Origin of the sequence: Verrucosispora sp. TAA-831 (assembly GCF_050780145.1) — a bacterium.
Lineage (GTDB): Bacteria > Actinomycetota > Actinomycetes > Mycobacteriales > Micromonosporaceae > Micromonospora.
The window spans coordinates 2,467,552-2,492,719 of the sequence record NZ_CP192240.1 but is presented as its reverse complement, the minus strand read 5'-3'; the positions used below and the strand labels follow the sequence as shown (position 1 = coordinate 2,492,719).

The window sequence follows — 25,168 nt, the reverse complement described above, 5'->3', positions numbered from 1 at the left end:
CAATTAATGCAAACGGTTGCTCCACTGTCAACGGCGCTTGATTACAGCTCTGTTTCGGCCGGGCTCTCACCATGCACTCTAAGCCCCACGAATAGGGTCAAAAGACGCCGATTCTCGGCTGCTCGTTGACTCTGACCAATCGATCGTGGTTACTTCACTGCAAAGGTTTGCACAAAGATCGAGGAGGATCGGTCTGTGTCACCGCAACCCGGCAAGCGCGCCCGGTACGCCGTCGTCGGCACCGGCGCCCGCGCCGAGATGTTCGTCCGGGCACTGGTCCGCGACCACGCGGACACCGCCGAGCTGGCCGCGTTCGCCGACGTCAACCAGGCCCGGATGGACGCCCACAACCGATGGCTCGGCGAGCTGGGCCACGCCGCGCTGCCGACCTACCACGCCGACGACTTCACCGCGATGCTCACCAAGGAGCGGGTCGACGTGGTGCTGGTGACCTCGGTCGACGTCACCCACGACGCGTACGTGGTGGCCGCGCTGGACGCCGGCTGCGACGTGGTCACCGAGAAGCCGATGACCACCGACGCGCCCCGCTGCCAGCGCATCCTCGACGCGGTACGCCGCACCGGCCGACGGGTGACGGTGGCGTTCAACTACCGCTACAACCCGTTGCACGAACAGATGCGGCGGCTGCTCGCCGAGGGCGCGGTCGGCGAGATCGGCTCGGTGCACTTCGAGTGGCTGCTCGACGTACGCCACGGGGCCGACTACTTCCGGCGCTGGCACCGCGACAAGGCCAGCTCCGGCGGGCTGATGGTGCACAAGGCCAGCCACCACTTCGACCTGGTCAACTGGTGGCTCGACGCCACCCCGGTGCAGGTGTACGCCGCCGGCCGGCTGTTCTTCTACGGCGACGACGGCCGCCGGCACGGCTACGCCCGCGACTACGAGCGGGCGCACGCCGCCCCCGCCGCCGCCGACGACCCGTTCGCGCTGCGCCTGGCCGAGCACCCCCGGCTGCGGGAGCTGTACCTGGACGCCGAGGCCTCCGACGGCTACCACCGCGACCGCAACGTCTTCGCCCCCGGCGTGACCATCGAGGACGACATGGCGGTGCTGGCCACCTACTCCAGCGGCGCGACGATGACCTACCACCTCACCGCGTACGCGCCGTGGGAGGGCTACCGGGTGATGGTCAACGGCAGCCGGGGCCGGCTGGAGCTGGAGGTCACCGAGAGCGAGTTCGTCAGCCCGGCCGCCGCCGGCGCACTCAAGGGCGCCGCCCTGCACGGCGCCGAGGCCGCCAGCGAGGGCGGCGACGCCACGCTGACCCTGCGCCCCTTCTGGTCCCCGCCCCGACGCATCGAGGTCGACGGGTACACCCGGCACGGCCACGGCGGGGCGGACGCCCGGATGACCCAGGTGCTGTTCGGCGGCGTACCCGATCCGCTGGACCGCGCGGCGACCGCCCGCGACGGCGCACTGGCCCTGCTCACCGGCCTGGCCGCCAACCGGTCCTTCGACACCGGCGCCCCCGTGCGGGTCGCCGACCTGCTCACCCTCGACTGACCTCGACCCCAGGAGCCGAACCCCGTGCCCACCTCGACCCGTCCCGACCTGCTGTTACCCGCCGAGCCCGGCCAACGCGCCCTGGCCCGCGAGCTGTACGCGCTGGTGGCGCGGCTGCCCATCATCTCGCCGCACGGGCACGTCGACCCGGGGCTGCTCGCCGACGACCAGCCGTTCCCCGACCCGTCCCGGCTGCTCATCGTGCCCGACCACTACCTGACCCGGATGCTGTTCAGCCAGGGGGTGCTCCCGGCCGAGCTGGGCGTGCCCACCCGCGACGGCAGCCCGGTGGAGACCGACGGGCGGCGGATCTGGCGACGCTTCGCCGAGCACTGGCACCTCTTCCGCGGGACCCCGTCCCGGCTCTGGCTGGAGCAGACCCTCACCGAGGTCTTCGGCCTGGACACCCGACTGTCGCCGCAGACCGCCGACGAGGTGTACGACGCGCTCGCCGCCCGGCTCGCCGAGCCGGAGTTCCGGCCCCGGGCCCTGTTCGAACGGTTCAACATCGAGGTGCTGGCCACCACCGAGTCCCCCCTGGACGACCTGGGTCGGCACGCCAAGCTCGCCGCCGACGGGTGGGGTGGTCCGGGCGGTCGGGTGGTCACCACCTTCCGGCCGGACAACGTGGTGGACCTGGAGTTCGAGGACTGGTCGGCCAACGTCGACCGGCTCGGCGAGATCACCGGCGAGGACACCGGCACGTACCAGGGCTACCTGGCCGCGCTGCGGGCCCGCCGGGAGGCGTTCATCGCCGCCGGTGCCACCTCGTCGGACCACGGGCACCTCACCGCCCGCACCCTGGACCTCGGCGCGGGCGCGGCGGAGGTCTTCGACCGGGCCCGCCGGGGTCGGGCCGAGCCGGGCGACACCGAGGCGTTCCAGGCACACATGTTGCTGGAGTTCGCCCGGATGTCGCTGGACGACGGCCTGGTCATGCAGTTGCACCCGGGAGCGGTACGCAACCACAACCGCTGGCTGCACGACCGGCACGGCCGTGACGTGGGCGGCGACGTCCCGCAGGCCACCGAGTTCGTGCACGCGCTGGCGCCGCTGCTCGACGCGTACGGCAACGACCCCCGGCTGCGGGTGGTGCTCTACACGCTGGACGAGGACACCTTCACCCGGGAACTGGCACCGCTGGCCGGTGGGTACGCCGCCCTGGTGCTCGGCGCACCCTGGTGGTTCCTGGACTCCCCCGAGGTGCTGCGCCGATTCCGCGAGACGGTCACCGAGACCGCCGGCTTCTACAACACCGCCGGGTTCGTCGACGACACCCGCGCGTTCTGCTCCATCCCGGTACGCCACGACGTGGCCCGCCGCATCGACGCCGGCTTCCTCGCCCGGCTGGTGGCCGAGCACCGACTGCCCATGGACGAGGCCGCCGAGACCATCGTCGACCTGGCGTACCGGCTGCCGAAGCAGGTCTTCAAGTTCGGAGAGAAGCAGGCATGACGACCATCACCGACGTGACCGTGCACGACGTACGGTTCCCGACCGCCGCCAGCGGCGACGGCTCCGACGCGATCAACCGGGGCGACTACTCGGCCACCTACGTCGAGTTGCGCACCGACGACGGGCCGACCGGCGCCGGGTTCACCTTCACCAACGGTCGCGGCAACGAGATCACCTGCGCCGCCGTGCAGGCCCTGGCCCACCACGTGCGGGGACGCGGCGTGGAGGAGATCACCGCCGAACCGGTGGCGTTCTGGCGCTCGCTCGTCGCCGACGTGCAGTTGCGCTGGCTCGGCCCGGAGAAGGGGGTCATCCACATGGCCACCGGCGCGCTGGTCAACGCGGTGTGGGACCTGCGCGCCAAGCTCGCCGGCAAGCCGATGTGGCGCTACCTGGCCGAGCTGTCCACCGAGGAGTTGGTGGCCAACGTCGACTTCCGGCACATCACCGACGCGCTCACCCCGGACGAGGCCGCCGCTCTCCTGGACAAGGGACGCGACGGGCTCGCCGACCGGCTGGCCCTGCTGGAGCGGGACGGCTTCCCCTCGTACACCACCTCGGTGGGCTGGCTGGGCTACCCGGACGACAAGGTGCGGGCGTTGACCCGGGAGGCGTACGCGCAGGGGTGGCGGGCGATGAAGATGAAGGTCGGCGGCCCGCCCGAGGACGACCTGCGGCGGGCCCGGATCATCCGGGCCGAGATCGGCCCGGACGCGCTGCTGATGATGGACGCCAACCAGGTGTGGGACGTCGACGAGGCGATCACCAACATGACGGCGCTGGCCGAGGTCGACCCGTACTGGATCGAGGAGCCGACGCACGCCGACGACGTGCTGGGCCACGCCCGCATCGCCCGCGCGCTGACCGAGCTGACCGGCGGCCGGTGCCGGGTCGCCACCGGCGAGGTGGCCGCCAACAAGGTCATCTTCAAGCAGTTGTTGCAGGCCGAGGCGATCGGCGTGATGCAGATCGACGCCTGCCGGGTGGCCGGGGTCAACGAGGTGCTCGCCGAGATCCTGCTGGCCGCGAAGTTCGGCGTACCCATCTGCCCGCACGCGGGCGGCGTCGGGCTCTGCGAGTACGTCCAGCACCTGGCGATCTTCGACTACCTGCGGGTGGGCACCAGTCTGGACGGCCGGATGGTGGAGTACGTCGACCACCTGCACGAGCACTTCGTCGACCCGGTACGCACCCGCGACGGGCGGTACCTGCTGCCGACCGAACCGGGCTACAGCGCCACCATGCGGCCGGAGTCGATCGCCACCTTCCGCTTCCCGGACGGCCCGACGTGGCGGTGACCGTGGGCGCGTCCCGACTGGACCTGGGCGCCCTGCGCCGACTGCCGGCGCAGTCCCGTCCGCTGATCCGCCCGGGCACCGTGCCGGCCGGCGTGATGCACCTCGGGCTCGGCGCGTTCCACCGCGCCCACCAGGCCGTCTACACCGAGCAGGCGCTCGCGTCGGCCGGGGGCGACTGGGGCATCGTCGGCGTCGCGCCACGCAACGCCGATCTGGTGCGGACGCTGACCGCGCAGGACAACCTGTTCAGCGTGAGCACGCTCTCCGCCGCCGACCAGCAGACCCGGGTGATCGGAGCGCTGGCCGACGTCCGGCTGGCCGCCGCCGACCCGGGCGCGATCGTGGCGTTGCTGGCCGACCCGGCGATCCGGGTGGTGACGCTGACGGTGACCGAGAAGGCGTACCAGCTCGATCCGGCGGCCGGGACGCTGCGCCCCGACTCCGAACTGGTCGCCGACCTGACCGGCGACCGGCCCCCGGCCACCGTGCCGGGGCTGCTGGTGCGCGGCCTGCTCGCCCGGGCCGCCGCCGACGCCGGGCCGATCGCGCTGGTGAGCTGCGACAACCTGCCCGCCAACGGTCGTCGGCTGCGTGGCCTGGTCACCCAGGCGCTGGTGTACGCGGGCACCGGGCAGACCGCGCTGGACTGGGTCCAGGACCAGGTCGGCTTCCCCGGCACCATGGTCGACCGGATCGTCCCGGCCAGCACCGCGCAGACCCTGGACGCGGCCCGCCGGGCGCTCGGCGTCGAGGACCTGGCGGCGGTGGCGGCCGAGCCGTACACCCAGTGGGTGATCGAGGACGACTTCCCCGGCGGACGGCCCGCCTGGGACCGGGCCGGTGCGGTGCTCTGCGCCGACGCCGGGCCGTGGGAGCGGCTGAAGCTGCGCGGACTCAACGGGGTGCACTCGGCCGCCGCGTACCTCGGTGCGCTCGCCGGATGCGAGACGATCGCCGACGCGCTCGCCCTGCCGCACCTGACGACGGTGCTGCGGCGGCTGATTGCCGAGGACGTGGCGGCCAGCTTCACCCCGCCCGACGGCGTCGACGTGGTCGACTACGGCGAGCAGGTGCTGGCCCGCTTCGGCAACCCGGCGATCCGGCACCGCACCCTCCAGGTGGCCATGGACGGATCGCAGAAGCTGCCGCAGCGGATCCTGCACACCATCGCCGACCTGCGCGCGTCCGGCCGGTCCGCCCGGTGGGCGGCGCTGGTCGTGGCCGCCTGGATCCGGTTCGCCCAGGGCACCGCCGACGACGGCCGCGCACTGCCGCTGGACGACCCGCTGGCCGAGCGGATCCGTACCGCCCTGGCCGCCGCGCCGCAGACCCCGGTCGGTGCCGTCGACGCGGTCCTCGCCCTCGACGAGGTCGTCCCGCCCGAGGTGGCCGCCGACGCGCAGGTCCGCGCCGACGTCACCGCCTGGCTGACCGACCTGCACCGGCACGGCGTCCGAGCGACCCTGGCCGGTGCCGGATGAGTGAAAGGAAGGGCACCTTCCTAACGCCTGCGGTAGAGCAGGGGTCCCCTGCCAACGCCCCGACACCCACGACCCGCGCGACGCCCGCGACCCGCGCGACGCCCGCCGTACCCGCCACGTCGGTGCCGACGGTCGCGCTGGTCGGGGCGAACGGGCACGGACGTTGGCACCGGCGGGTGCTCGGCCCGCTGCACGACGCCGGACGGCTGCGCCTGGTCGCACTGGTGGACACCCGGCCGTTGGAGGACGAACCGACCGCGCCGGTACCCCCCGACGCCCGGGTCTTCACCGACCACCGCGCCATGCTCTCCGCCGTCACGCCGGACGTGGTGGTGATCTGCACCCCGCCGCACACCCACCTGCCGATCGCCCGGGACGCGTTGACCGCCGGTGCCGACCTGCTGCTGGAGAAGCCGCCGGTGCTCTGCACCGCCGAACACGAGGAGCTGGCCGGGGCGTTGGCCGGCACCGGCCGGGTGGCGCAGGTCGGCTTCCAGGCGCTCGGGTCGGCCGCGCTGACCGCACTGACCGACGCGGTCGGCGCCGGTCGACTGGGTACGGTCACCGGCATCGCCACCGTCGCCGCCTGGCAGCGTCCGGACGCGTACTACGCCCGCTCACCGTGGGCCGGTCGGCGGACGTTGCACGGGCGGCCGGTGCTCGACGGCGCGTTGGCCAATCCGCTGGCGCACGCGGTGATGCAGTGCCTGGCGGTGGCCGAGGCGGTCACCGGTGGGCCGGTGGAGCCGACCGCCGTCGAGGTGGAGCGCTACCGGGTCCGGCCGATCGAGGTCGAGGACACCGCCGTGCTGCGGGTACGCCTGCGGCACGGCCCGCCGGTCGTGGCCGCGGTGACGCTGGCCGGGGAGGACTTCGTCCCCGGCGAGGTGATCGTGACCGGGGACGCCGGACGGGCCGTGCTGGAGTACCCGACGGACCGCCTGCTGCTGCCCGGCGAGACGCAGGCACGGGAGGTGCCCGGCCGACGGGGCCTGTTGGAGAACCTGCTGGACCATCGGGCCGATCCCCGGGTGCCGTTGATCGCGCCGCTGGCCCGGACCGCCCCGTTCACCGCGGTGCTGACCGCGCTCCAGGCGGCGCCCGAGCCGACGTTGCTCGGTGGCGGCTGGGTGGAGACGGTCGGCGACGGCCCGCAGCGGGTGCGAGTCGTTCCGGGCGTCAACGACGTGCTGCGCCGGTCCGCCGAGAGCGGCGCGTTGCCGACCGAGCTGGGTGTGCCGTGGGCGGTCGCCCCGTGGCGGACCGATCCGACCGGAGCGGAATAGGAGGACACCGCAACGCCACTGCAACATCGCCGGTCCGATCAGGACCGATCACGCCACGATGACCAGCGGTTTCCCGACCGGGACAGGTCGGGACGATGTCGGCCGAAAGCATTTTCTGCAACAAAACTGCACATCATTAATATTGACCACAATAAAAACATAACCGTAACCTTCGTCACATAGAGAAACAACGACGAGGGAACGGGACGAGCTGATGCGCAGAATTGCCGCCGGTGCGGCATTGATCATTCTCACCCTGACCGCCGCGCCCACCCCGGCGGCGGCACACCCCGGCCCGACGGGCGGCACGGACACCCTGTCCGTGCTGGCCCGCCAGATCGGCCGACAGGCGCTGCCGACGAACGACGGCTGGGCGGCGGCCGGGCCGGGCACCACCGGTGGCTCCACCGCCACCGCCGACCAGGTCCACGTGGTCGACAGTCGCCAGGACCTGGTCGCCGCGCTCGGCGGGAACAACGCCACCAACGCGACCAACGCGACCCCGAAGATCGTTTACATCCGGGGCGAGATCGACGGGTTCGAGGACGCCGACGGTCGACTGCTCGACTGCGCCGACCTGGCCGACCCCGGGTACTCGCTGGAGACGTACCTGGCCGCGTACGACCCGACCGTGTGGGGACGGGTGGCGCCGAGCGGGCCGGTGGAGGAGGCCCGGGTCCGGTCGGTGACCAACCAGACCCGGCAGACCCAGATCAACGTCGGCCCGAACACCACCATCGTCGGTCTGCGCGGGGCGCGACTGACCGGCCTCACCCTGATGATCGACCGGGCACCCAACGTCATCGTCCGCAACATCACCTTCGACGACGCCCGGGACTGCTTCCCCGCCTGGTCCCCCACCGACGGCGAGACGGGCAACTGGAACTCCCAGTACGACCTGGTCTCGGTCCGCCGCAGCGAGAACGTCTGGATCGACCACAACACGTTCACCGACGGCGACAATCCCGACAGCGGCCAGCCGGTCCACTTCGGACGGCCGTACCAGGTGCACGACGGCGCGCTGGACATCACCCACACGGCCAGCCTGGTGACCGCCTCCTGGAACCGGTTCGACGGGCGGGACAAGCTGATGCTGATCGGCTCGTCCAACACCGTCGGCCCGGACGTCGGTCGGCTCAACGTCACCCTGCACCACAACCTGTTCGACGAGGGGCTCCAACGGCTGCCCCGGGTCCGCTTCGGGCAGGTCGACCTCTACAACAACCAGTACCGGCTGACCGGCGACGCTTTCGAGTACGCCATCGGCGTCGGCGTGCAGTCCGCCGTGTACGCGGAGAACAACCACTTCACCCTCGGCGCCGGCATCACCGCCGCCGATCTGCTCTACGACTGGAGCGGCACCGCGATCACCACCCGGGGCAACTGGGTGAAGGCCGCCGGCAAGCTACCCCGCCCGGTGGACCTGGTGGCCGCGTACAACGCCGCGCACGACCCGGACCTGTCGCCCGACGCCGGCTGGACGCCGACGCTGCGGCACGGACCGGTCCTCCCGGCACCACTGGTGCCCCTCGTCGTCGGCCCGCTCGCCGGAGCCGACCGCCTGCCGCTCTGACCGTCCCTCAGGCGACCCGGCGACCACCCCCGGCTGTAGCAGTACCACCACCGATAGCACGGAAGGTAGGCAAGGATGAGACGAACAGTCGCACTGCGACTCCTCGCGGGGCTGTCCGCGACGGCCGTGGGCGCCGCGGTCTGCGTGACCCTGGTGACCCCCCAGGCGTCGGCCGCCGTCGGCAGCGCCACCGGCTTCGCCACCCGCAACGGCGGCACCACCGGCGGCGCGGGCGGCCAGACGGTACGCGCCACCACCGGCACCCAGATCCACGCGGCCCTGTGCAACCGGGCCAGCAGCAGCACCCCGATCACCATCCAGGTGGAGGGGACCATCAACCACGGCAACACCACCAAGGTGTCCGGGTCGAGCTGCAACACCGCCGCCGACGTGATCGAGCTCAAGCAGATCAGCAACGTCACCATCCTCGGGGTGGGCAACGGTGCCGTCTTCGACCAACTCGGCATCCACATCCGCGAGGCCCGCAACATCATCATCCAGAACGTGACGGTGCGGAACGTCAAGAAGTCCGGCTCACCCACCTCCAACGGCGGTGACGCGATCGGCATGGAGAGCGGTGTCCGCAACGTCTGGGTCGACCACGTCACCCTGGAGGCGTCCGGTGGCGAGTCGGAGGGCTTCGACGGCCTCTTCGACATGAAGAACGACACCCAGTACGTGACGCTGTCGTACAGCATCCTGCGCAACTCGGGTCGTGGTGGCCTGATCGGCTCCAGCGAGAGCGACCGCTCGAACGGGTTCGTCACGTTCCACAACAACCTGTACGAGAACATCGACTCGCGGGTGCCCCTGCTACGCGGCGGGCAGGCGCACATCTACAACAACCACTACCTGCGGATCAACGAGTCCGGCATCAACTCGCGGGCCGGCGGGCAGGCCAAGGTGGAGAACAACTACTTCCAGAACGCCAAGGACGTGCTCGGCACGTTCTACACCAGCGAGGCCGGCTACTGGCAGGTCAGCGGCAACACCTTCGACAACGTCACCTGGTCGGCCCGCAGCGGCGACAACAACCCGGCCGGGCCCAACCCGACATCCAACACCAGCGTCAGCATCCCCTACTCGTACCGGATGGACGCGGCGAGCTGCGTGCCGACCATCGTCCGGGACACGGCCGGCGCCAACAAGGGCATCCGGACCTCGAACGGCAACTGCACCCCGACGAACCCGACGACCAGCCCCACCCCGGGGCCGACCAGCCCGACGCCCGGACCGACCACCAGCCCCACCCCCGGGCCGACGAACCCGCCGAGCGGCACCAACCTGAGCATCGGCGCCGGTTCCGACGGTTCCAGCAAGGCCAGCGGCACCAGCTACGGCGACGTCCGGGACGGCGACATGAACACCGCCTGGTCCCCGTCGGCTACGACGGGTTCCATCTCGATCAAGTGGGACTCCGCGAAGACGATCTCCCGGGTCACCATCCGTGAGGCGTCCGGCGCGGTGGGCAACATCCGGGGCTGGCGTCTGATCAACCACGGCACCGGGGCGGTACTCGCCTCCGGCACCACCGCCGGTGTGATCAGCTTCGCCTCGACCTCGCTCAGCAAGGTCACCTTCGAGATCACCAGCTCCAGCGGCACGCCGAGGGTCGCCGAGTTCGAGACGTACGCCTGACCATCCGACCGCCACGTGGGCGGGAGCCGTCGACGGCTCCCGCCCACCGCCGTGCCGTCGCTGGGCGGCGGTGCGCGACGGCGAGGTGCCGGGGCACGCGGGCGGCCGGGCGGGACGGCGTACGGCAGAATCGGCGGGCGATGCGCGCGGCCACGATCCTCACCGCTCTCGCCGACCTGGCTCCGGCCGGCGCGGAGCGGATGTTCGACGTGTCCGGGACCGGGCGGCCACTGGTCTGGCTGCCCGAGCCGCACCGGGGTCCCCGTACCGCCCGGCTGGACCGCCTCGCCGCACTGGACGCGCTGCACCGCGACGAGCGGATCCTGCGGCTGGGGCTGGCGTTCCTGGTCGGCGGCGTCGACGTGGCGGGGACCCGGCGTCGGGTCCGGCTGCCGCTGCTGGCCCAACCGGTACGCCTGGAACGCGGTCGGCGCGCCTACCGGGTGGTGCCCGCCGGTGACCTCGAACTGACCTCGCTGATCGAGGATCGGGACCTCGCCGCCCGGCTGGAGGCCGCGCCGGGGCTCGCCGGTCCCGGCTGGCTGGCCGCGCCCGGCACCGCCGCCTGGGTGACCACGGCGGCCCAGGCCGCCGGCCTGACGGTCGACCGGGTCGTGCCGAGGCCACCGCGCCGCCTCGACGAGACGACCCTGACCGGCGTGGCCGCGGCGGCGCTGTTCGTCACCCGGGACGTCTTCGCCGGACGACTGCGGGACACCCTGCTGAACTGGGCGGGCCGCCCCGGATTGACCGGGACGGCCCTGACCCGGATCTACCTCGGTCCGGCCGAGACGCCGGCCGACGTCGCGGGCAGCACCACCAGCGGCACCGACTGCAGGACCGACGAGGGCACCGACGACGGGGCGAACGGGGACGACGTACTGTCGCCGCTGGCGCTGAACGAGGCGCAGCGGGACGTGGTCCGGCGGACCCGGACCGAGACGGTGGTGGTGGTCTCCGGCGCGCCCGGGAACGGCAAGAGTCACGCCCTGGTCGCCGCCGCCCTGGACACCGTGGGCCGGGGCGGGTCGGTGCTGGTGGCGACGCAGTCCGCGCACGCCGCGGAGGTGCTCGGCGAACTGCTGCGCCGACACCCCGGCCCACCGCCGGTGCTGTTCGGCGACGCCGAGCGGCGGGAGACCGTCGCCGCCGACCTCGCCGGTGGCATCGCGGCCGGGGTGGACGACGCCCAGTTGCGCGACGACGCCGCCGCCGTGGCCGCCGCCCGGGACCGGGTGAGCGCCGTCCGGTCCGGCATCACCGCCGCGCTGGAGCGGGAACGGCTCGCCGCCACCCTGCCCGGCTGGCAGCCGCTGCTGCCGGCGCTGGGCCACGACGCGCCGACGGTCTTCACGCCGGACGCCGACCTCGCCGCGATCCGGCGGGCCCTGGCCGACACGGGCCCGGCGGATACCGGCTGGTGGTCCCGGCTGCGTCGGGCCCGGGCCGCCCGACGGCTCCGGCGACTGACCGGTGCCGACCCCGGGCTACCCGCCGACCGGCTGCGGGCCGCCGTGGAGGCCGCCGAGGCGGTACGGGCGGCGGCGCGACTGACGGTCGAGGGCGGCACCGACCTGTCGGCCGCCTGGTCGGCGCTGACCGAGGCGGACACCGCGCTCGCCGAGGCGGTCGGCACCGCGCTGCGGCACCAGGTCACCAGCGCGCGACGGTGGACCGGCGACGCCCGCCGGGCCGCCGGTGCCCTGGGCACCGCCCTGCGGGCCGGTCGCAACCGTCGACGCGAGATGCTCGCCGGGCTGGACGCCGAGGCACTGGTGCGGGCCCTGCCACTCTGGGTCGGCACAGTCGCCGACGTGGAGGACCTGCTGCCCCCGGTGTCCGGCATGTTCGATCTGATCGTGCTGGACGAGGCGGCACACGTCGACCAGTTGCGGGCCGCCCCGGTGCTGGCCCGGGCCCGACGCGCCCTGGTCGCCGGTGACCCGCGCCAGTTGCGGTTCGTCTCCTTCGTCTCCGACGAGGACGTGACCGCCACCCTGCACCGGCACGGACTGGACCGCTTCGCCGACCGGCTCGACGTACGCCGGTCCAGCGCCTACGACCTGGCCGCCGGTGCGGCACCGGTCACCTGGCTGGGCGAGCACTACCGGTCCACGCCCCACCTGATCGGGTTCTCCGCACGGCGGTTCTACGGCGACCGGCTCAAGCTGGTGACCCGGCACCCCCGCACCGAGCGCACCGACGCCATCGACGTGGTCACCACCACCGACGCGGACGTGGTCGACGGCGTCAACCGGGCCGAGGTGGACGCCGTACTCGACCTGGTCGGCAAGCTCGCCGCCCAGCCGCCCGGCGGCGGCATCGCGGTGATCAGCCCGTTCCGCGCGCAGGCCGACGCGGTCGAGGCGGCGCTGCTGTCCACGTACGACGTCGACGAGATCGAACGGCTCGGCCTACGCTCCGGCACGGTGCACGCGTTCCAGGGCAGCGAGGCGGACGTGGTGATCGTCTCGCTGGGACTGGTCGACGACGACCCGCCGGGCCGGCACCGTTTCCTGGCCGAACCGAACCTGTTCAACGTCATGGTCACCCGCGCCCGACGGCACCTCACGGTGGTCACCTCGCTGCGCTCCCCCGACGGCATCGTCGCCGACTACCTCCGGTACGCCGCACAGCCGCCGGTCTCCACCACTGCCGACACACGCACGTCCGAGCCGTGGGCCCGCGCCCTCGCCGCCGAACTCGACCGGATCGGCGTGCCGGTACGGCCCGGCTACCCGGTCGGCCGCTGGCGGATCGATCTCTGTGTCGGGGCCGACACGGACGCGGTCGGGGTGATCTGCGGCGTGCACCCGGACGGGGTGGCCGCCCACGTGGAGCGGCAGCGCACCCTGGCCCGCGCGGGGTGGCGTCTGCACGACGTGTTCGCCAGCCGCTGGGCCGACGACCCGATCCGCGCCGCCCTCGACCTGACGGGCCGGATCAGCCCTCGCTGACCACGACAGACCGCCCACGCTCGATGGTGGTCACGGGTAGTCCTTGTCGTGCCGCCACCGACGGTGGGGCAAGGATGAGGTTCCGTCGTCGGTGGACCCGGACTCGGGGCCAGTCTCGTAGACCGCTGGCGGCCACCCAACCCTCAGGTACGCAGCCACGAGCACCCGTACCTGTGGACGGACAGCCCCGCTGTGGACAACCCCACCGCCGGCCCCCATCTGCTATGACGGCGGGGAGGTGCGGCGGCGCGCCGAGTGGGTCGGGGCGCACCGGCCGTCCCCCTACCGGTGCGGGTGATCGGTTATAAGGGACGGATGGAATTGCCACCGTATCTGGCCACCATGCCGATGCACGCGATCACCGAGATGCACGGCGAGGCCGGTCTGCGGGAGCGGTTCCGGCTGGAGATCGAGGTCTTCGACGAAGACGCCCGACGCCGCCTCGACGAGGCGTTGACGCTGGCCTCGCGGCTGCACCGGGACGACCGACGGTCCCGTGAGCCGTACGTGAACCACCTGCTCCGGGTCGCCATCCGGATGGTGCACTACTACGAGGTACGCGACGTCGACGTGATCGTCGCCGGGCTGCTCCACGACGCCGTGGAGGACCACCCGATCGAGCTGGCCGGGGCACGGAACGGCTCCGGGGTCGGTGGCCAGGACAGCTCCGACCGGGCCGCAGCCACCGGCGAGCAGGGCGGATCCGACCAGATCGGCGCGGCGCTGGAGGTGCTCGCGGAACGGTTCGGGCCTCGGGTGGCGCGGCTGGTGGCGGCGGTGACGAATCCGCCGTGGGATCCGGGGCGGGAGCGTGACGAGCAGTACCACGAGCACGTCGCCACCAGCCTGGAGCGGGAGCCGTGGGCGCGGGTCGTCAAGATCTCCGACTTCACGGACAACGGCGTCGGTGTGATCCACTCGATCGGTCCCAAGGTCGAGTCGTTGGCGCGGAAGTACCGCCCGCTGGTGCCCGTCTACCGGGATCTCGTCACCCGCCCGGACACTCCGCTCTCCGCTGCGGTGCGTCGGCACATCCTCGACCAGCTCGACCTGGCCGAGGAGCGCTTCAGCGCCATCCTCGACCAACCCGCCCACCCCGCCTGACCGGGCCACTCCGCCCGGCTACCGACCCCGGTCAGCCGCCGTCGGCCAGGTTGCGGGCCTCGGCGGCCTGGATCTCGGCGGCGCGGCGTTGGTACTCGGCGATCAGCGCCAACTCCTCGGTGCGGTACTCGGCGTGGAGTTCGCCGAGGGCCGGGTCGCGGTGGCCGGGACGGTCCGGTCGCCCAGGCGGCTCCGCAACAGGGTGGCCTGGGCGACCGGGCCGCCGCCCACGCCCAGGCCGTCCCGGGCCGCGTCGTAGAAGTGGTCGCGGGCCTCGTTGGCCCGGTGCAGCAGGTCCGGTAGCTCGTCGTCGGTGGGTACACCCCGGACGAGACGCTCGATCGCCCAGACCGCGTCGCGCCACGCCCGTGCCGCGGTCACCGTCGGGCCGTCACCGAGCAGCAGCACGTTCTCCCAGGCCAGGGTGTGCCGGAAGTCCGCCTCGATGAGGTTGGCCAGCTCCCGCTCCCGGTCCACCTGCGGGCCTTTCCGGCCGGGCGACAACCGGCCGGCGATGGTGTGCACCTCCTTGAGCGCGCGGGCGAACTCCGCGTACGCGTCGAGTCGCCGTTCGTCCCAGCGCACCGTCTGGGTACGCCGCCAGCGCGACCGGTCGGCCAGCGAGGTGGCGACGATCGTGCCGGCGGTGCCGATCAGCACACCGAGCAGGGCAGGCAGTTGCGCCAGGAGGCTTCCCACCACCCGAAGACTGCCACCTCCGAGCAAGATTCAGGGGCATGGGATTCCCGCCCGGGGCGGTATGTTCACCTTCGACAATGGACGGAGCCTGGATACGATGATCCAATCGAGCACAGGTCCGTCACCCCGACCCCGCTGACAGGAGCTAGGAATGGCCAGCCCGGACGCCGAACTCGCCGCGAAGCTCCAGCCCGAGGTGCCGCACGCCGCCCGGATCTGGAACTACTGGATGGGCGGGAAGGACAACTTCCAGTCCGACCGGGCCGCCGGCGACGCCGTGGCGGAGGTCTACCCCGAGATCGTGGTGATGGCCCAGCAGTCGCGCAAGTTCCTCATCCAGGCGGTGCGCTACCTGGCCGCCGAGGCGGGTGTGCGGCAGTTCCTCGACATCGGCACCGGACTGCCCACCATGCAGAACACCCACGAGGTCGCCCAGGCCGTCGCGCCCGACGCGCGCATCGTCTACGTCGACAACGACCCGATGGTGCTGGTCCACGCCCGCGCGCTGCTGTCCAGCACCACCTCCGAGGGCGTCACCACGTACGTGCCCGCCGACTACCACGACCCGGAGAAGATCCTCGCCGAGGCCGCCCGGACGCTCGACTTCGACCAGCCCGTCGCGGTGATGTACATGGGCGTGATGGGCTACGAGCCGGACCTGGACGTGATCCGCGCCATCGTCGGCCGGACCATGGCGGCCACCGCCTCCGGCAGCCACCTCGTGCTCTGGGACGGCACCGACACCAGCCCCGAGGTCGTCTCCGGCGCGGAACGGCTGGCCCAGAGCGGCGGCGTGCCGTACATCCTGCGCAGCCCCGAGCAGATCGGGACCTGCTTCGAGGGGCTGACGCTGGTCGAGCCGGGCCTGGTGCCGATCCCGCTGTGGCGGCCGGCGGCCCCGGACGCGGTGGCGATCGACGCGTACGGCGCGGTGGGCCGCAAACCCTGACCGTCACCTGCCCGGGTGACGGCGGGACCGGTCGGTCACCTGCACGCAGACCGGTCAGGAATCGAGAAGCGCAGGTCAGCGCCCCGACCATAGCCTGACTTCCGGTCGAGCACACCACCGGCAGAGTGCCGGTGCGGCGGCTCGGCCCGGAGGGAGGCCCCGGTGAAGGGCAACGTGTGGACTCGTCAGGTGCACCGGTGGACGTCGATCGTCTTCACGGTGGCCGTCGTCATCGTCACCGTCGTCGCCCTGCGGCAGCAGGAACCGGCCGAGTGGGTGTACCTGCTGCCCCTGCCACCGCTGTTCCTGCTGCTCTTCACCGGCCTGTACCTGTTCGCCCTGCCGTACGCCGCCCGACGCCGCGCCGCCCGCGCGCGCTGACCCGGACCGCCACGCCTCCGACCAGCAGCGCCAGCGCGGCGACGTGCAACAGCCGGACGCCGGTCGGCGCGAGCAGGTCGGCACCGGGCAGCACCGTCACGCCCGCCGCACCGGCGACGACGACCGCCCCGGCGACACCCCAGAACAGGGCCGGCCGGCGGGTCGGGACCGCGAGGCCGTCCGCCTCCCGCCCGCCGCGCCGACCGATCCGGGCCGCGAGTACGACCGCCAGCGCGCTGCCGACGACCGTGCTCGTCAGGTCCGACACGGTCCACCACGCGACGCCGCCGACCCGGGACCAGTCGATCCCGAACAGCACCCGCAGCCAGTCGTCGGTGTGCGTGAGCCAGTCCCACCCGAGATGGCTCGCCGCACCGAGCAGCGCCGACCCGACCGTGATCCACCAGCGGTGCGGCAGCACCGGCCCCCGCAGCGCATAGCCCCGCCAGCCGAACCACCGGTCCCCGGGCAGGTGCACCGCGACGTCGGGGCCGGTGAGGCGGACCACCGCCGCGTACGCCAACGCCACCGGCAGGCACCACCAGAACAGGGCGGGCCAGGAGTGGGTGTCGGCGAAGGTGCGGCCGTCCGCCCCGGCGGCCAGGTACGCGACGTCCGGGGCGACCGCACCGGCACTCAACGCCACCCCGTCGCACCATCGGGGCCGCCACACCCTCACCGCCAGCACCGGCGCGAGATGCGCGGGAAAGGTCAACGGCACGCGCAGCAGCCTAAGCCCACCCCTGATCGTGGCACTGTGGCTGCTCGACACGCCGAGGCGGGAACAGCCACACCGCCACGATGAGCGTGTGCCGGCCCGATCAGCGGGGGCGGAGCCTGGTAGCTCCGCCCCCGCACGGTCAGGCGACGGTGCAGGTGGCGCCGTTGAGCGTGAACGCACTCGGTCGGGCCGTGTTGCCGGTGTGGTTGGCCTGGAACCCGATGCTGACCGACGCGTTGGGCGCGATGGTGCCGTTGTAGGAGACGTTCCGTGCGGTCACCTGCCCGGAGGTCGGCGAGTAGCTGGCGTTCCAGCCGCCGGTGATGGTCTGCCCGGCGGGCAGCGTGAAGACCAGCGACCAGCCGTTGACCGCCGAGCTGCCGGTGTTGGTGATGGTGAGGTCCTCGGTCAGGCCGTTGTTCCAGGCGTTGATCGTGGCGGTGACCCGGCAGGACGCGCCGCCCGGGGGCGGGGTGGTCGGGGGCGGGGTGGTCGGCGGAGCCGTGGTGGGCGGCGGGGTGGTCGGCGGCGGGGTGGTGCCGCCGAACTGGGTGAAGAAGCGCCAGGTCTCGCCCGGCAGCCAGGTCCGCGAACCGCTGTCACCGGGAGCGCCGTCCTGCGGGGCGGCGATGTGCCCCTCGTCGAACGCCGCCCAGACGACCGGGTAGCCGGCCGCGCATCCGGAGTAGGTGGTGGTCCGGTGGGTCAGGCTGCCCTGGCTCGGCTCCGGCGGGTTCTGCGGGGTGCAGCCGTTGTTGCCGACGAACCGGTCGCGCAGGGACCGTCCACCGGCGATGCCGAGCACGTTGTCACGGATGCCGTGTGCCCCGAAGTAGGCGATCCGGCCGGTGCCGCCGCTGCAACCGCTGATCTGGCCACCGGCGTACACGGCGACCGCGCGGAACACGTTCGGCCGGGCGCAGGCGACCGCGTAGCTCATGCCGCCACCCCAACTGAAGCCGAGGGCGAAGCGTTGGGTGGTCTCGACGCAGAGATCCGCCTCGATCACCCGGAGCATGTCGTCGACGAAGGTGATGTCCTCGCCGCCGGAGTTGCCCCATCCGTTGTTCAGCCCCTGCGGCGCGACGAAGATGGTGCTGTTGTTCGACAGGGGCAGCAACCCGTAGTAGGCCCAGGCGTCACGCTGCACGGTCTGGCCGGTGGCGACGTCGGTGGCCGTTCCGCCGCGCCAGTGGAAACCGAAGACCAGCCGGTACGGGTTGGTGTTCTGGTAGTTGTCGGGCACCCGCAGGATGAAGCTGCGGCTCTTGCCGTTGCTCTGGATGGTGTGCGTACCGCTGCGCAGTGTCGGGCTCTTGCCGCACCCGGCGGTCGCGGCGAGCGTGCCGACCTCGGCCGCGGCGGCGGTGCGACCGAGGCTGCCGGTCACCGCCGTGCCGGCGGCGGCCACCAGGAGGAGGGCGGCGAGCAGCACCGGCCCGAAGAACGATCTACGCCTGGACATCGTGGGACTCCATTCCGCGTCGCGTGGACGCGCGGGCGGCGCGGGGCGCCGTGGTGGTGGGTACGGCCGGGATGCCCGTCGACCGGCCTGGTGCCGTGCGCTCGGCCGCGCCGTCTCGCAGGCGCGGCCGAGCGGTGGCGCGTGCCCCTCACTCCCGAAGGGACGGTAACCTGTGAGCGATAACATAGCAAGGAGTCGATGATGGCCGGCGACATCGCTCCGCCGGGCGCAGCCCGGCGGCGCATCATGCCCACCAGTCGGATCAGCGGGTCGGGGCCGAGGCGCGCAGACCGTCCAGGGCGAAGTCGAGCGCGGCCTCGAGATGGTCGATCCTGCCGGTGGCGAGCATCAGCAGCACGCCGCCCTGGATGCTGGCCAGCAGTGCCGACCCGACCCGGTCGGCGTCCAACCCGGCGGCGATCTGACCGGTCGCCTGCATCTGCCGGACGCCGGCCGTGATCCGCGCCTGCCAGCGCGTCATCAGCCCGGCGACCACCGCCTGCGAGCCGGGGCCACGCCGGCCGGTCGGCCCGAGCAGGGTGCTCAGCGGACAGGACATGCCCTGGGCGCGGTAGCGCGCGACGAGCAGGTCGCGCCACTCCTGCCAGGCCGGCCAGGTGCTCAGGTCGCTGAGCGCCGGCTCCTGGTCGGCGAGTACCTGGTCTGCCTCGTGCTGGGCGACGGCGAGCAGCAGTTCCTCCCTGCCGTCCGGGAAGTAGTGGAAGATCTGCCCCTTGCTGGTGCCGGTGCGCCCCATGACGTCGTCGAGGCGCACCTCGTCGACGCCACGCTCGCGCACCTCGGCGGCGGCACCGGCGACGATGCGGGCGCGGGTCTGCTCGCCCTTGCGGGTCAGCGCACGCGGCAACTCGTCCTCCCGAGGTCAGGCGGCTACCGGGCCATTGAACACCGGCGGCGCGTAGCCGGTCGGCTTGTCGCCGATGCCGAGGCCGGGACTCACGATCCAGGACTGGTACGCGGGGGTGAACATCGAGTACGGGGCGGCGAGCGGCCGGGCGCTGGCCGCGTCGAGCCGGTCGCGCAGCTCGCCGGGGATCTCGAAGTCGAGGGCCGCGAGGTTGCCGTCCAGTTGGTCGGCACTGCTCGCGCCGACGACCACGGAACCCACGGCCGGTTGGGTGATCGCCCAGTTGAGGGCCACCTGCGCCATGGGCCGGTCCAGTTCACCGGCCACGCTCTCCAGGGTCTCCACCACGCGCCACTCGGCGTCGCCGACCGGCCGGTTCCCGTCGCCGAGGCGTCCCGCCCCGGACAGGCCGTCGCCGGTCCGGCGGTACTTGCCGGTCAGCAGGCCGCCACCGAGCGGACTCCAGGCGGTCAGACCCAGCCCCACCGTCTGGGCCATCGGCACGAACTCGGGTTCGATGTCCCGCGCCACCAGCGAGTACGGCAGTTGCACGGTGACCATCGGGGTCATCGCGTGCGCCTCGGCGACGCTCTGCGCCCGGGCGGCGTACCAGGCGGGCACGTCGGACAGACCGGCGTAGCGGATCTTGCCGGCGCGGACCAGGTCGTCGAAGGTCCGCACCACCTCCTCGACCGGGGTGATCCGGTCCCAGGTGTGCAGCAGGTACAGGTCGAGGTAGTCGGTGCCGAGCCGGCGCAGCGACTCCTCCACGGCACGGATCATGTGCTTGCGACCGTTGCCGCTGGCGTTGGGGTCGGTGGGGTCGACCGTGTTGGTGAACTTGCTGGTCAGCACCAGCCGGTCGCGGACCTTCGCGGAGTCGATCAGCCGGCCGAGGATCCGCTCGCTCTCCCCCGCCGTGTAGAAGTCCGCTGTGTCGATCAGGTTGCCGCCGGACTCCAGGTAGCGCCGGAAGATCGGCTCCGCCTGCGCCTCGGTGCGGCCGTACGCGGCGTGGAAGCCGCCGGTGCCGAAGTTCATCGTGCCCAGCGCCAGTCGACTCACCCGCAGCCCGGACCGGCCGAGCAGGTAGTAGTGATTCATGGCGCCACTGTGGCGCGGCAAAATTGGACCGACAAGTCCAGAAGCCCCGGCCCCGGAGGGGCGCGACCCGCGCCTCGGGCACCTCGGGTGGCGGACCGGCCCCGTCTGTCACCCGCGACCCACCTCGGTACCAATCCGTAACATCCACAGACTTATATGTCGGCCCGTGCACCGCTAACCTCCTGAGACATCGAAGATCATCCACGCCGGGTGGTCTGCATCCAAGGAGGCTCCGTGTCACAAGCACGCCCACCTCGCCGACGTCGTCTCGTACTCGCCGCCGGCATCACCGCGACCGCCGTCGTCACCAGCCTGCTCGCGCTGCCGCAGCCCGCGATGGCCGCGGGCGGACCGTACCGGGCCGTCGCCGTACCGGTCACCACCCCGCAGGCGGCCGGTGACGTCGCGGTGATCCCCGGTGCGTACGTCGTCACCATGAAGGCCGGCGCCGACGCCACCGTGCCGGCCCGCGCGCTCAAGGCCGCGCCCTCGGCCTACTTCAGCCGCGCGGTGAACGGCTTCGCGGCCCGCCTCACCGCCGCGCAGGTCGCCGAGCTCGCGCACAACGCCAACGTGCTCAGCATCGAGCGGGACGTGATCCAGTACGACGTGGTCGACGCCACCCAGACCAACCCGCCGGCCTGGGGCATCGACCGGATCGACCAGACCACCCTGCCGCTGTCGCGCAGCTACACCTACAACTCGACCGGCACCGGCGTGCACGCGTACGTGATCGACAGCGGCATCCAGGCCAACCACCCCGACTTCGGCGGGCGCGCCCAGTTCGCCTACAACTCCATCGACACCAACAACACCGACTGCAACGGCCACGGCACGCACGTCGCCGGCACCATCGGCGGGACCAGCCACGGCGTCGCCAAGAACGTCCGGCTGTACGGCGTGAAGTGGCTCAACTGCTCCGGCGGCGGCACCCTGTCGGCCGCCATCGGCGCGGTGGACTGGGTCACCCGCAACGCCAACAAGCCCGCGGTGGCCAACGCCTCCTGGAACTACACCTACAGCGCCAGCCTGGCGACCGCGCTGACGAACATGATGAACAGCGGCGTCTTCCTCGCCGCCTCCGCCGGCAACACCGGTGGCAACTCGTGCGACCGGCTGCCCCGCAACCTGACCGCCGCGTTGGTGGTGGCCGCCACCACCAACACCGACGCGCGGGCCAGCTACTCCTCCGTCGGATCCTGCGTGGACATCTACGCCCCCGGCTCGGGCATCGTGTCGACGTACCCCACCTCGACGACCGCCTCGCTCAACGGCACGTCGATGGCGACGCCGCACGCCGCCGGGGTGGCCGCCCTCTGGAAGGCCACCAACGGTGACGCGAGCCAGGCCACGGTGCACAACTGGATCGTGGCCAACGGCACCAGCGGGGTGGTCACCGGCAGCCTCTCCGGCACCCCGAACCTCCTGCTGAACAAGAAGAACCTCTAACCGGACACCGGGTGTCCCCGCCGCTCCCCCGGCGGGGACACCCGGGCCGCCGTCCCGGACGGTCGGGCGGGACGGCCCGCCCGCCGCCGGGCCGGTGTCACCGTCCGGCTAGCGGATCTCGGTCACCTGGGCGCAGGCGAAGGGCAGCGACACCGAGACCGCCCCACCCCGGCTCTCGTCGGCCAGGCCGGCGATCTCGACGGTGCCGGCGGGCCGGTCGGCCGTCCCGTCGCGCACCGTCACCTCGGCCTGCAAGGAGTCCCCGGCGACGAGCTGACTCAGTCCGGCCGGGCGGCGGCCCGGTTCGGCGTACACCGCCGACATGCCGGTCAGGTAGCGCCCGGAGTGACGCAGCAGGACCAGGGTGAGCGCGGACGTGTCGTCGTCGACCTGGTAGCGGTCGCCGGACCGGGTCAGCACGATCTGCCCCTGACCGCCCACCTTGGCCTCCGTGTCGAAATAGAGGCTCACGGTCAGCGTGCCGTCGGCCTTGGAGCGGTAGCACCGGGTCGTCGCCACCCAGCCCGGTGACGTACCGGGCAGCCCCCGGCCCTCGATCCCGATCTCTGCCCGAGTCACCTCGGTCACGGTCGCCGTGCAGGCCGGATCACCTTCCAGGCCGGCGAAGGCCAGCCGGTCACCCCGGCGCAGCAGGTCGCCCGCGACGCCGCCGAAGCCGGCCAGCAGGGCCACCTCGGCGCTGCCCAGGGTGCCGAAGGTGAGCCGGTCGACCCGATGCCACTGACCGGCCGCGAGCATGGCGGACAGGTCCCCGCATCGGCGCCCGCTGGCCAGCGTGATCCGGGTGTCGGACGACTCGACCGGCACCACGTCGGCGGCGAGGTACAGCCCGGGGAAGGCGGCCGGTGCCGCGCCGTCCCCGGTCGGACCGGCACCCGCCGGCTGCCCCTCGGGGGTGGTGTCCGGGTCGGACCCGCCGCCGGTGCAGGCGGTCAGCGCCAGCACCACGGCCAGGCCGAGCGTCGCCGCCCCGGTGCGCCATCGGTCACGTCTCGTCATGGAAGTACCTCACCTTGGGGCATCGTGGGTCGTCGGTCACCCGGACCACCGGCCAGGAGAGCCTGCTGAACGGGAACGTGCTGCCGGCGAGCAGGATCTCGACGTCGCCGACCGGGCGGCCCACCCGGTAGTCCGCGAGCACCTCGGCCCGGGCGTTCAGGAACGGATAGAAGCGCAGGACGCCGTCGAGGAACTGGTTGCCGCCCTCGCCCTTCATGATGAAGAAGGGCTCCGGACCACCCTGGTTGTTGGGCGTGACGCTGATCCTGTTGGCCCTGCCGGCGAAGCCTTTCGGGACGTGCACCCCGGTCGCCGCGCCGGCCATCTGCAACAGTTGGCCGCTCTGTGCGCCGCTGTACCCGGCGGTGCCGGTGAACGGCCCGGTGAGCCCGGCGCAACTGACCAGGTCGACGTAGACCTTGGGCAGCTTCGCGAGGATCAGGTTGACCTCGCCCGCGCCCTGGGCCAGCACGATGTCGGACCCGTGGTACGTGACCTCGATGGTGATCTGCTGCGCCGGCAGGCCCGCCTTGACCAGGACGTCCCGGAGCAGGTCGAAGTTCTTGCCCACGCCGAAGCCGACCGGGTTGCTGAGCAGCCCGTAGACGTCGCCCAGCTCGAACGGGAGGCTCTCCTTGTCCAGCGAGGCGGTGTAGGTGGCCAGGCCGGTCAGCTTCTCGCCCTCGCCGCCGGGGTCCTCGACCGGCGGCTTGAGTTCCAGGGTGGCCACGCCGTCGGCGCCGGTCTTGGCGCCCCGTTGCGACTTCACACTGTCCGCCGAGACCGCCTTCAGTAGTTGGGTGCCGCCCTTCTGGATGGTGCCGACCTGCGGCTGGATGGTGCTGAACCGGACGGTGAAGTCCTTGAGCGGTCCGCTCCTGGGCACGGTGACCCCGGCCAACGCGTAGCAGTCGATCTTTTCGAGCGCGGTCTCCAGGTCGAAGGTCGCGGTCGCGGTCAGCAGGACGTGTTCGGCCCGGCTGCCCGCCGTGTGCTTGAAGTGCGTGCTGGTCTTGTCGGCGGTCAGCGAGAGCCGGGCGCCCAGCAGCAACAGGATCGCGCTGGCCGCCGCCGCCGACTTGCCCCACACCTCGTCCGCCTTGCCCACCCGGTCCTGTGCCCCGTCGGAGAGATTCTTGACCAGGTTGTCCTTCAGGTAGCCCTTGGCCGAGTCGACGATCCCCTTGGCCACCGGGTCCTGCGGCGACCCGAACCGTCGGGTGAGCGCCTTGCACGGCCCGTCCGAGGCGTACGCGACCCCGCCGCCGACCAGCCGGTCGAGCGCGCCGGGACGGGCCGCCGCCCGGGGCTGGGCCTCGTCGACCACCGCGACCAGGCGGCTGGTGGCGTGCCCGAGCAGCAGGACGGTCTGCAACGGGTCCAGGTACGCGGTGTCCGGGTCGGCGGCGGCGAACAGCACCTGCTGCCGGTGCGCCGACAAGGCCCGGACACCCGCTGCCGCGGTGACGAAGATCGGGTGGTGGTCCGGTTCCCGGGCCCAACCGGCGACGGCGGTGGTGACCTGAGCGAAGGTCATCTTCTTGCGGGTCAGCCCGACCGCGTCCAGCAGTTCGGCGAACTGGTCGACGGTGTACCGGTCCCCGGCGCGGGTCGCGGCGGCCAGCAGCGGGAGCAGCTCGGCGTAGACCGGCGCGTCGTGCAGCGCCACCTGGTCGGGCAGCGCCACCACCGGCCCGCGTACCGACACGATCGGGTGGCCGGCGCGGCGCAGCAGTTCGGCGGTGGCCGCCGCCGACCGGGTCGGGTCTGCGGCGTGGATCTCGGTCACCAACCGCTCGGCCGCCTCCACCGGATCGGCCGGCAACGTGGCGGCGACCGCTTCCAGAGCGGGACGGTCGACCCCGGCCGACGGCGGCGGATCGTCGCGGTCGGCGGTGCAGGCGGAGGCGACGAGTGCCAGGCAGAGCAGTGCCACGACCGGTGGTCGCCACCGCAGGCGGATGGCGCCGCGTGGCGCGGGGACACCTCGTGCCCGGCAGGAGGTGCGTGTCATCGGTCTGGTTCCTTCCCGGCGGGGCGGTGTGGCACCGGGCAGTGCCATCCCCGGCATCAGACCGGCCGGCCGATCCCGGTCACCAGGGACCGATGTCCCGACCGGCCGGGAACCTCACGCGCCGGTGTGCCACGCCGCCCCATGCGCGCCGGGTCGGCCCGGCGGCAGTGTGCGGGGCGACG

At 72.6% G+C, this 25,168-nt stretch carries 19 protein-coding genes; 12 read left to right on the top strand and 7 right to left on the bottom strand.

Features of this window, described 5'->3' with window-relative positions:
- The first annotated feature begins 195 nt into the window (after positions 1–195).
- The 9 genes from ACQVFL_RS11290 to ACQVFL_RS11250 all read left to right on the top strand — a co-directional run bounded on the left by ACQVFL_RS11290 (position 196) and on the right by ACQVFL_RS11250 (position 14,316).
- A complete protein-coding gene (locus ACQVFL_RS11290; RefSeq protein ID WP_396695179.1) occupies positions 196–1,524 on the top strand; it encodes a Gfo/Idh/MocA family protein in 1,329 nt (442 codons plus the stop codon).
- 24 nt (positions 1,525–1,548) lie between these two features.
- Positions 1,549–2,979 (top strand): glucuronate isomerase, encoded by a 1,431-nt coding sequence (uxaC, locus tag ACQVFL_RS11285; protein ID WP_431729314.1) that lies wholly within the window; start codon positions 1,549–1,551, stop codon positions 2,977–2,979.
- Positions 2,976–4,277 (top strand): enolase C-terminal domain-like protein, encoded by a 1,302-nt coding sequence (locus ACQVFL_RS11280; protein WP_396695183.1) that lies wholly within the window; start codon positions 2,976–2,978, stop codon positions 4,275–4,277. Before uxaC ends, ACQVFL_RS11280 begins: the two co-directional genes overlap by 4 nt.
- Complete coding sequence (locus ACQVFL_RS11275; protein ID WP_431729313.1) at positions 4,268–5,758, top strand: mannitol dehydrogenase family protein; 1,491 nt, start codon at positions 4,268–4,270, stop codon at positions 5,756–5,758. The genes ACQVFL_RS11280 and ACQVFL_RS11275 overlap by 10 nt, the downstream gene beginning before the upstream one ends.
- A gap of 122 nt (positions 5,759–5,880) precedes the next feature.
- A complete protein-coding gene (locus ACQVFL_RS11270) occupies positions 5,881–7,044 on the top strand; it encodes a Gfo/Idh/MocA family protein (RefSeq protein ID WP_431729312.1) in 1,164 nt (387 codons plus the stop codon).
- Between the two features lie 214 nt (positions 7,045–7,258).
- On the top strand, positions 7,259–8,617 hold the full coding sequence (locus tag ACQVFL_RS11265; RefSeq protein WP_396695189.1) for a polysaccharide lyase family 1 protein: 1,359 nt from the start codon (positions 7,259–7,261) through the stop codon (positions 8,615–8,617).
- 75 nt (positions 8,618–8,692) lie between these two features.
- Complete coding sequence (locus ACQVFL_RS11260; protein ID WP_431729311.1) at positions 8,693–10,255, top strand: pectate lyase family protein; 1,563 nt, start codon at positions 8,693–8,695, stop codon at positions 10,253–10,255.
- Between the two features lie 140 nt (positions 10,256–10,395).
- The gene (locus ACQVFL_RS11255; RefSeq protein WP_431729310.1) at positions 10,396–13,212 is read left to right on the top strand and encodes an AAA domain-containing protein; all 2,817 of its coding nucleotides are present in this window, start codon (positions 10,396–10,398) and stop codon (positions 13,210–13,212) included.
- Between the two features lie 315 nt (positions 13,213–13,527).
- Positions 13,528–14,316, top strand: coding sequence for an HD domain-containing protein (locus ACQVFL_RS11250; protein WP_431729309.1), 789 nt, complete (start codon positions 13,528–13,530; stop codon positions 14,314–14,316).
- 102 nt (positions 14,317–14,418) lie between these two features.
- On the opposite strand, the gene ACQVFL_RS11245 is transcribed toward ACQVFL_RS11250, so the two are convergent.
- Positions 14,419–15,018 (bottom strand): hypothetical protein, encoded by a 600-nt coding sequence (locus ACQVFL_RS11245; RefSeq protein WP_396695197.1) that lies wholly within the window; start codon positions 15,016–15,018, stop codon positions 14,419–14,421.
- A gap of 148 nt (positions 15,019–15,166) precedes the next feature.
- Here ACQVFL_RS11245 and ACQVFL_RS11240 point away from each other — a divergent pair, with 148 nt between their 5' ends.
- Both ACQVFL_RS11240 and ACQVFL_RS11235 read left to right on the top strand, forming a co-directional pair.
- A complete protein-coding gene (locus ACQVFL_RS11240; RefSeq protein WP_396695199.1) occupies positions 15,167–15,964 on the top strand; it encodes an SAM-dependent methyltransferase in 798 nt (265 codons plus the stop codon).
- A 162-nt stretch (positions 15,965–16,126) separates the two neighbouring features.
- A complete protein-coding gene (locus ACQVFL_RS11235) occupies positions 16,127–16,345 on the top strand; it encodes a hypothetical protein (RefSeq protein ID WP_396695201.1) in 219 nt (72 codons plus the stop codon).
- On the opposite strand, the gene ACQVFL_RS11230 is transcribed toward ACQVFL_RS11235, so the two are convergent.
- The 4 genes from ACQVFL_RS11230 to ACQVFL_RS11215 all read right to left on the bottom strand — a co-directional run bounded on the left by ACQVFL_RS11230 (position 16,281) and on the right by ACQVFL_RS11215 (position 20,503).
- On the bottom strand, positions 16,281–17,066 hold the full coding sequence (locus tag ACQVFL_RS11230) for a DUF4184 family protein (protein WP_396695203.1): 786 nt from the start codon (positions 17,064–17,066) through the stop codon (positions 16,281–16,283). The two genes, ACQVFL_RS11235 and ACQVFL_RS11230, sit on opposite strands and share 65 nt — an antisense overlap.
- 139 nt (positions 17,067–17,205) lie before the next feature.
- On the bottom strand, positions 17,206–18,531 hold the full coding sequence (locus ACQVFL_RS11225; protein ID WP_396695205.1) for a cellulose binding domain-containing protein: 1,326 nt from the start codon (positions 18,529–18,531) through the stop codon (positions 17,206–17,208).
- Positions 18,532–18,793: 262 nt separating this feature from the next.
- Positions 18,794–19,399, bottom strand: a complete 606-nt coding sequence (locus tag ACQVFL_RS11220; RefSeq protein WP_431729308.1) for a TetR/AcrR family transcriptional regulator — start codon at positions 19,397–19,399, stop codon at positions 18,794–18,796.
- A gap of 15 nt (positions 19,400–19,414) precedes the next feature.
- Complete coding sequence (locus ACQVFL_RS11215; protein ID WP_431729307.1) at positions 19,415–20,503, bottom strand: aldo/keto reductase; 1,089 nt, start codon at positions 20,501–20,503, stop codon at positions 19,415–19,417.
- 234 nt (positions 20,504–20,737) lie between these two features.
- On the opposite strand from ACQVFL_RS11215, the gene ACQVFL_RS11210 reads away from it, so the two are divergent.
- Entirely contained in the window at positions 20,738–21,952 is a 1,215-nt protein-coding gene (locus tag ACQVFL_RS11210; RefSeq protein ID WP_431729306.1) for a S8 family peptidase, read from the top strand.
- Positions 21,953–22,060: 108 nt separating this feature from the next.
- Here ACQVFL_RS11210 and ACQVFL_RS11205 read toward each other — a convergent pair whose 3' ends face one another.
- Both ACQVFL_RS11205 and ACQVFL_RS11200 read right to left on the bottom strand, forming a co-directional pair.
- Positions 22,061–22,972, bottom strand: a complete 912-nt coding sequence (locus tag ACQVFL_RS11205) for a hypothetical protein (RefSeq protein WP_431729305.1) — start codon at positions 22,970–22,972, stop codon at positions 22,061–22,063.
- Positions 22,959–24,986 carry a hypothetical protein gene (locus ACQVFL_RS11200; RefSeq protein ID WP_431729304.1) on the bottom strand — a complete coding sequence of 676 codons (2,028 nt, stop codon included), beginning with the start codon at positions 24,984–24,986 and terminating at the stop codon, positions 22,959–22,961. Before ACQVFL_RS11200 ends, ACQVFL_RS11205 begins: the two co-directional genes overlap by 14 nt.
- Positions 24,987–25,168: the final 182 nt, after the last annotated feature.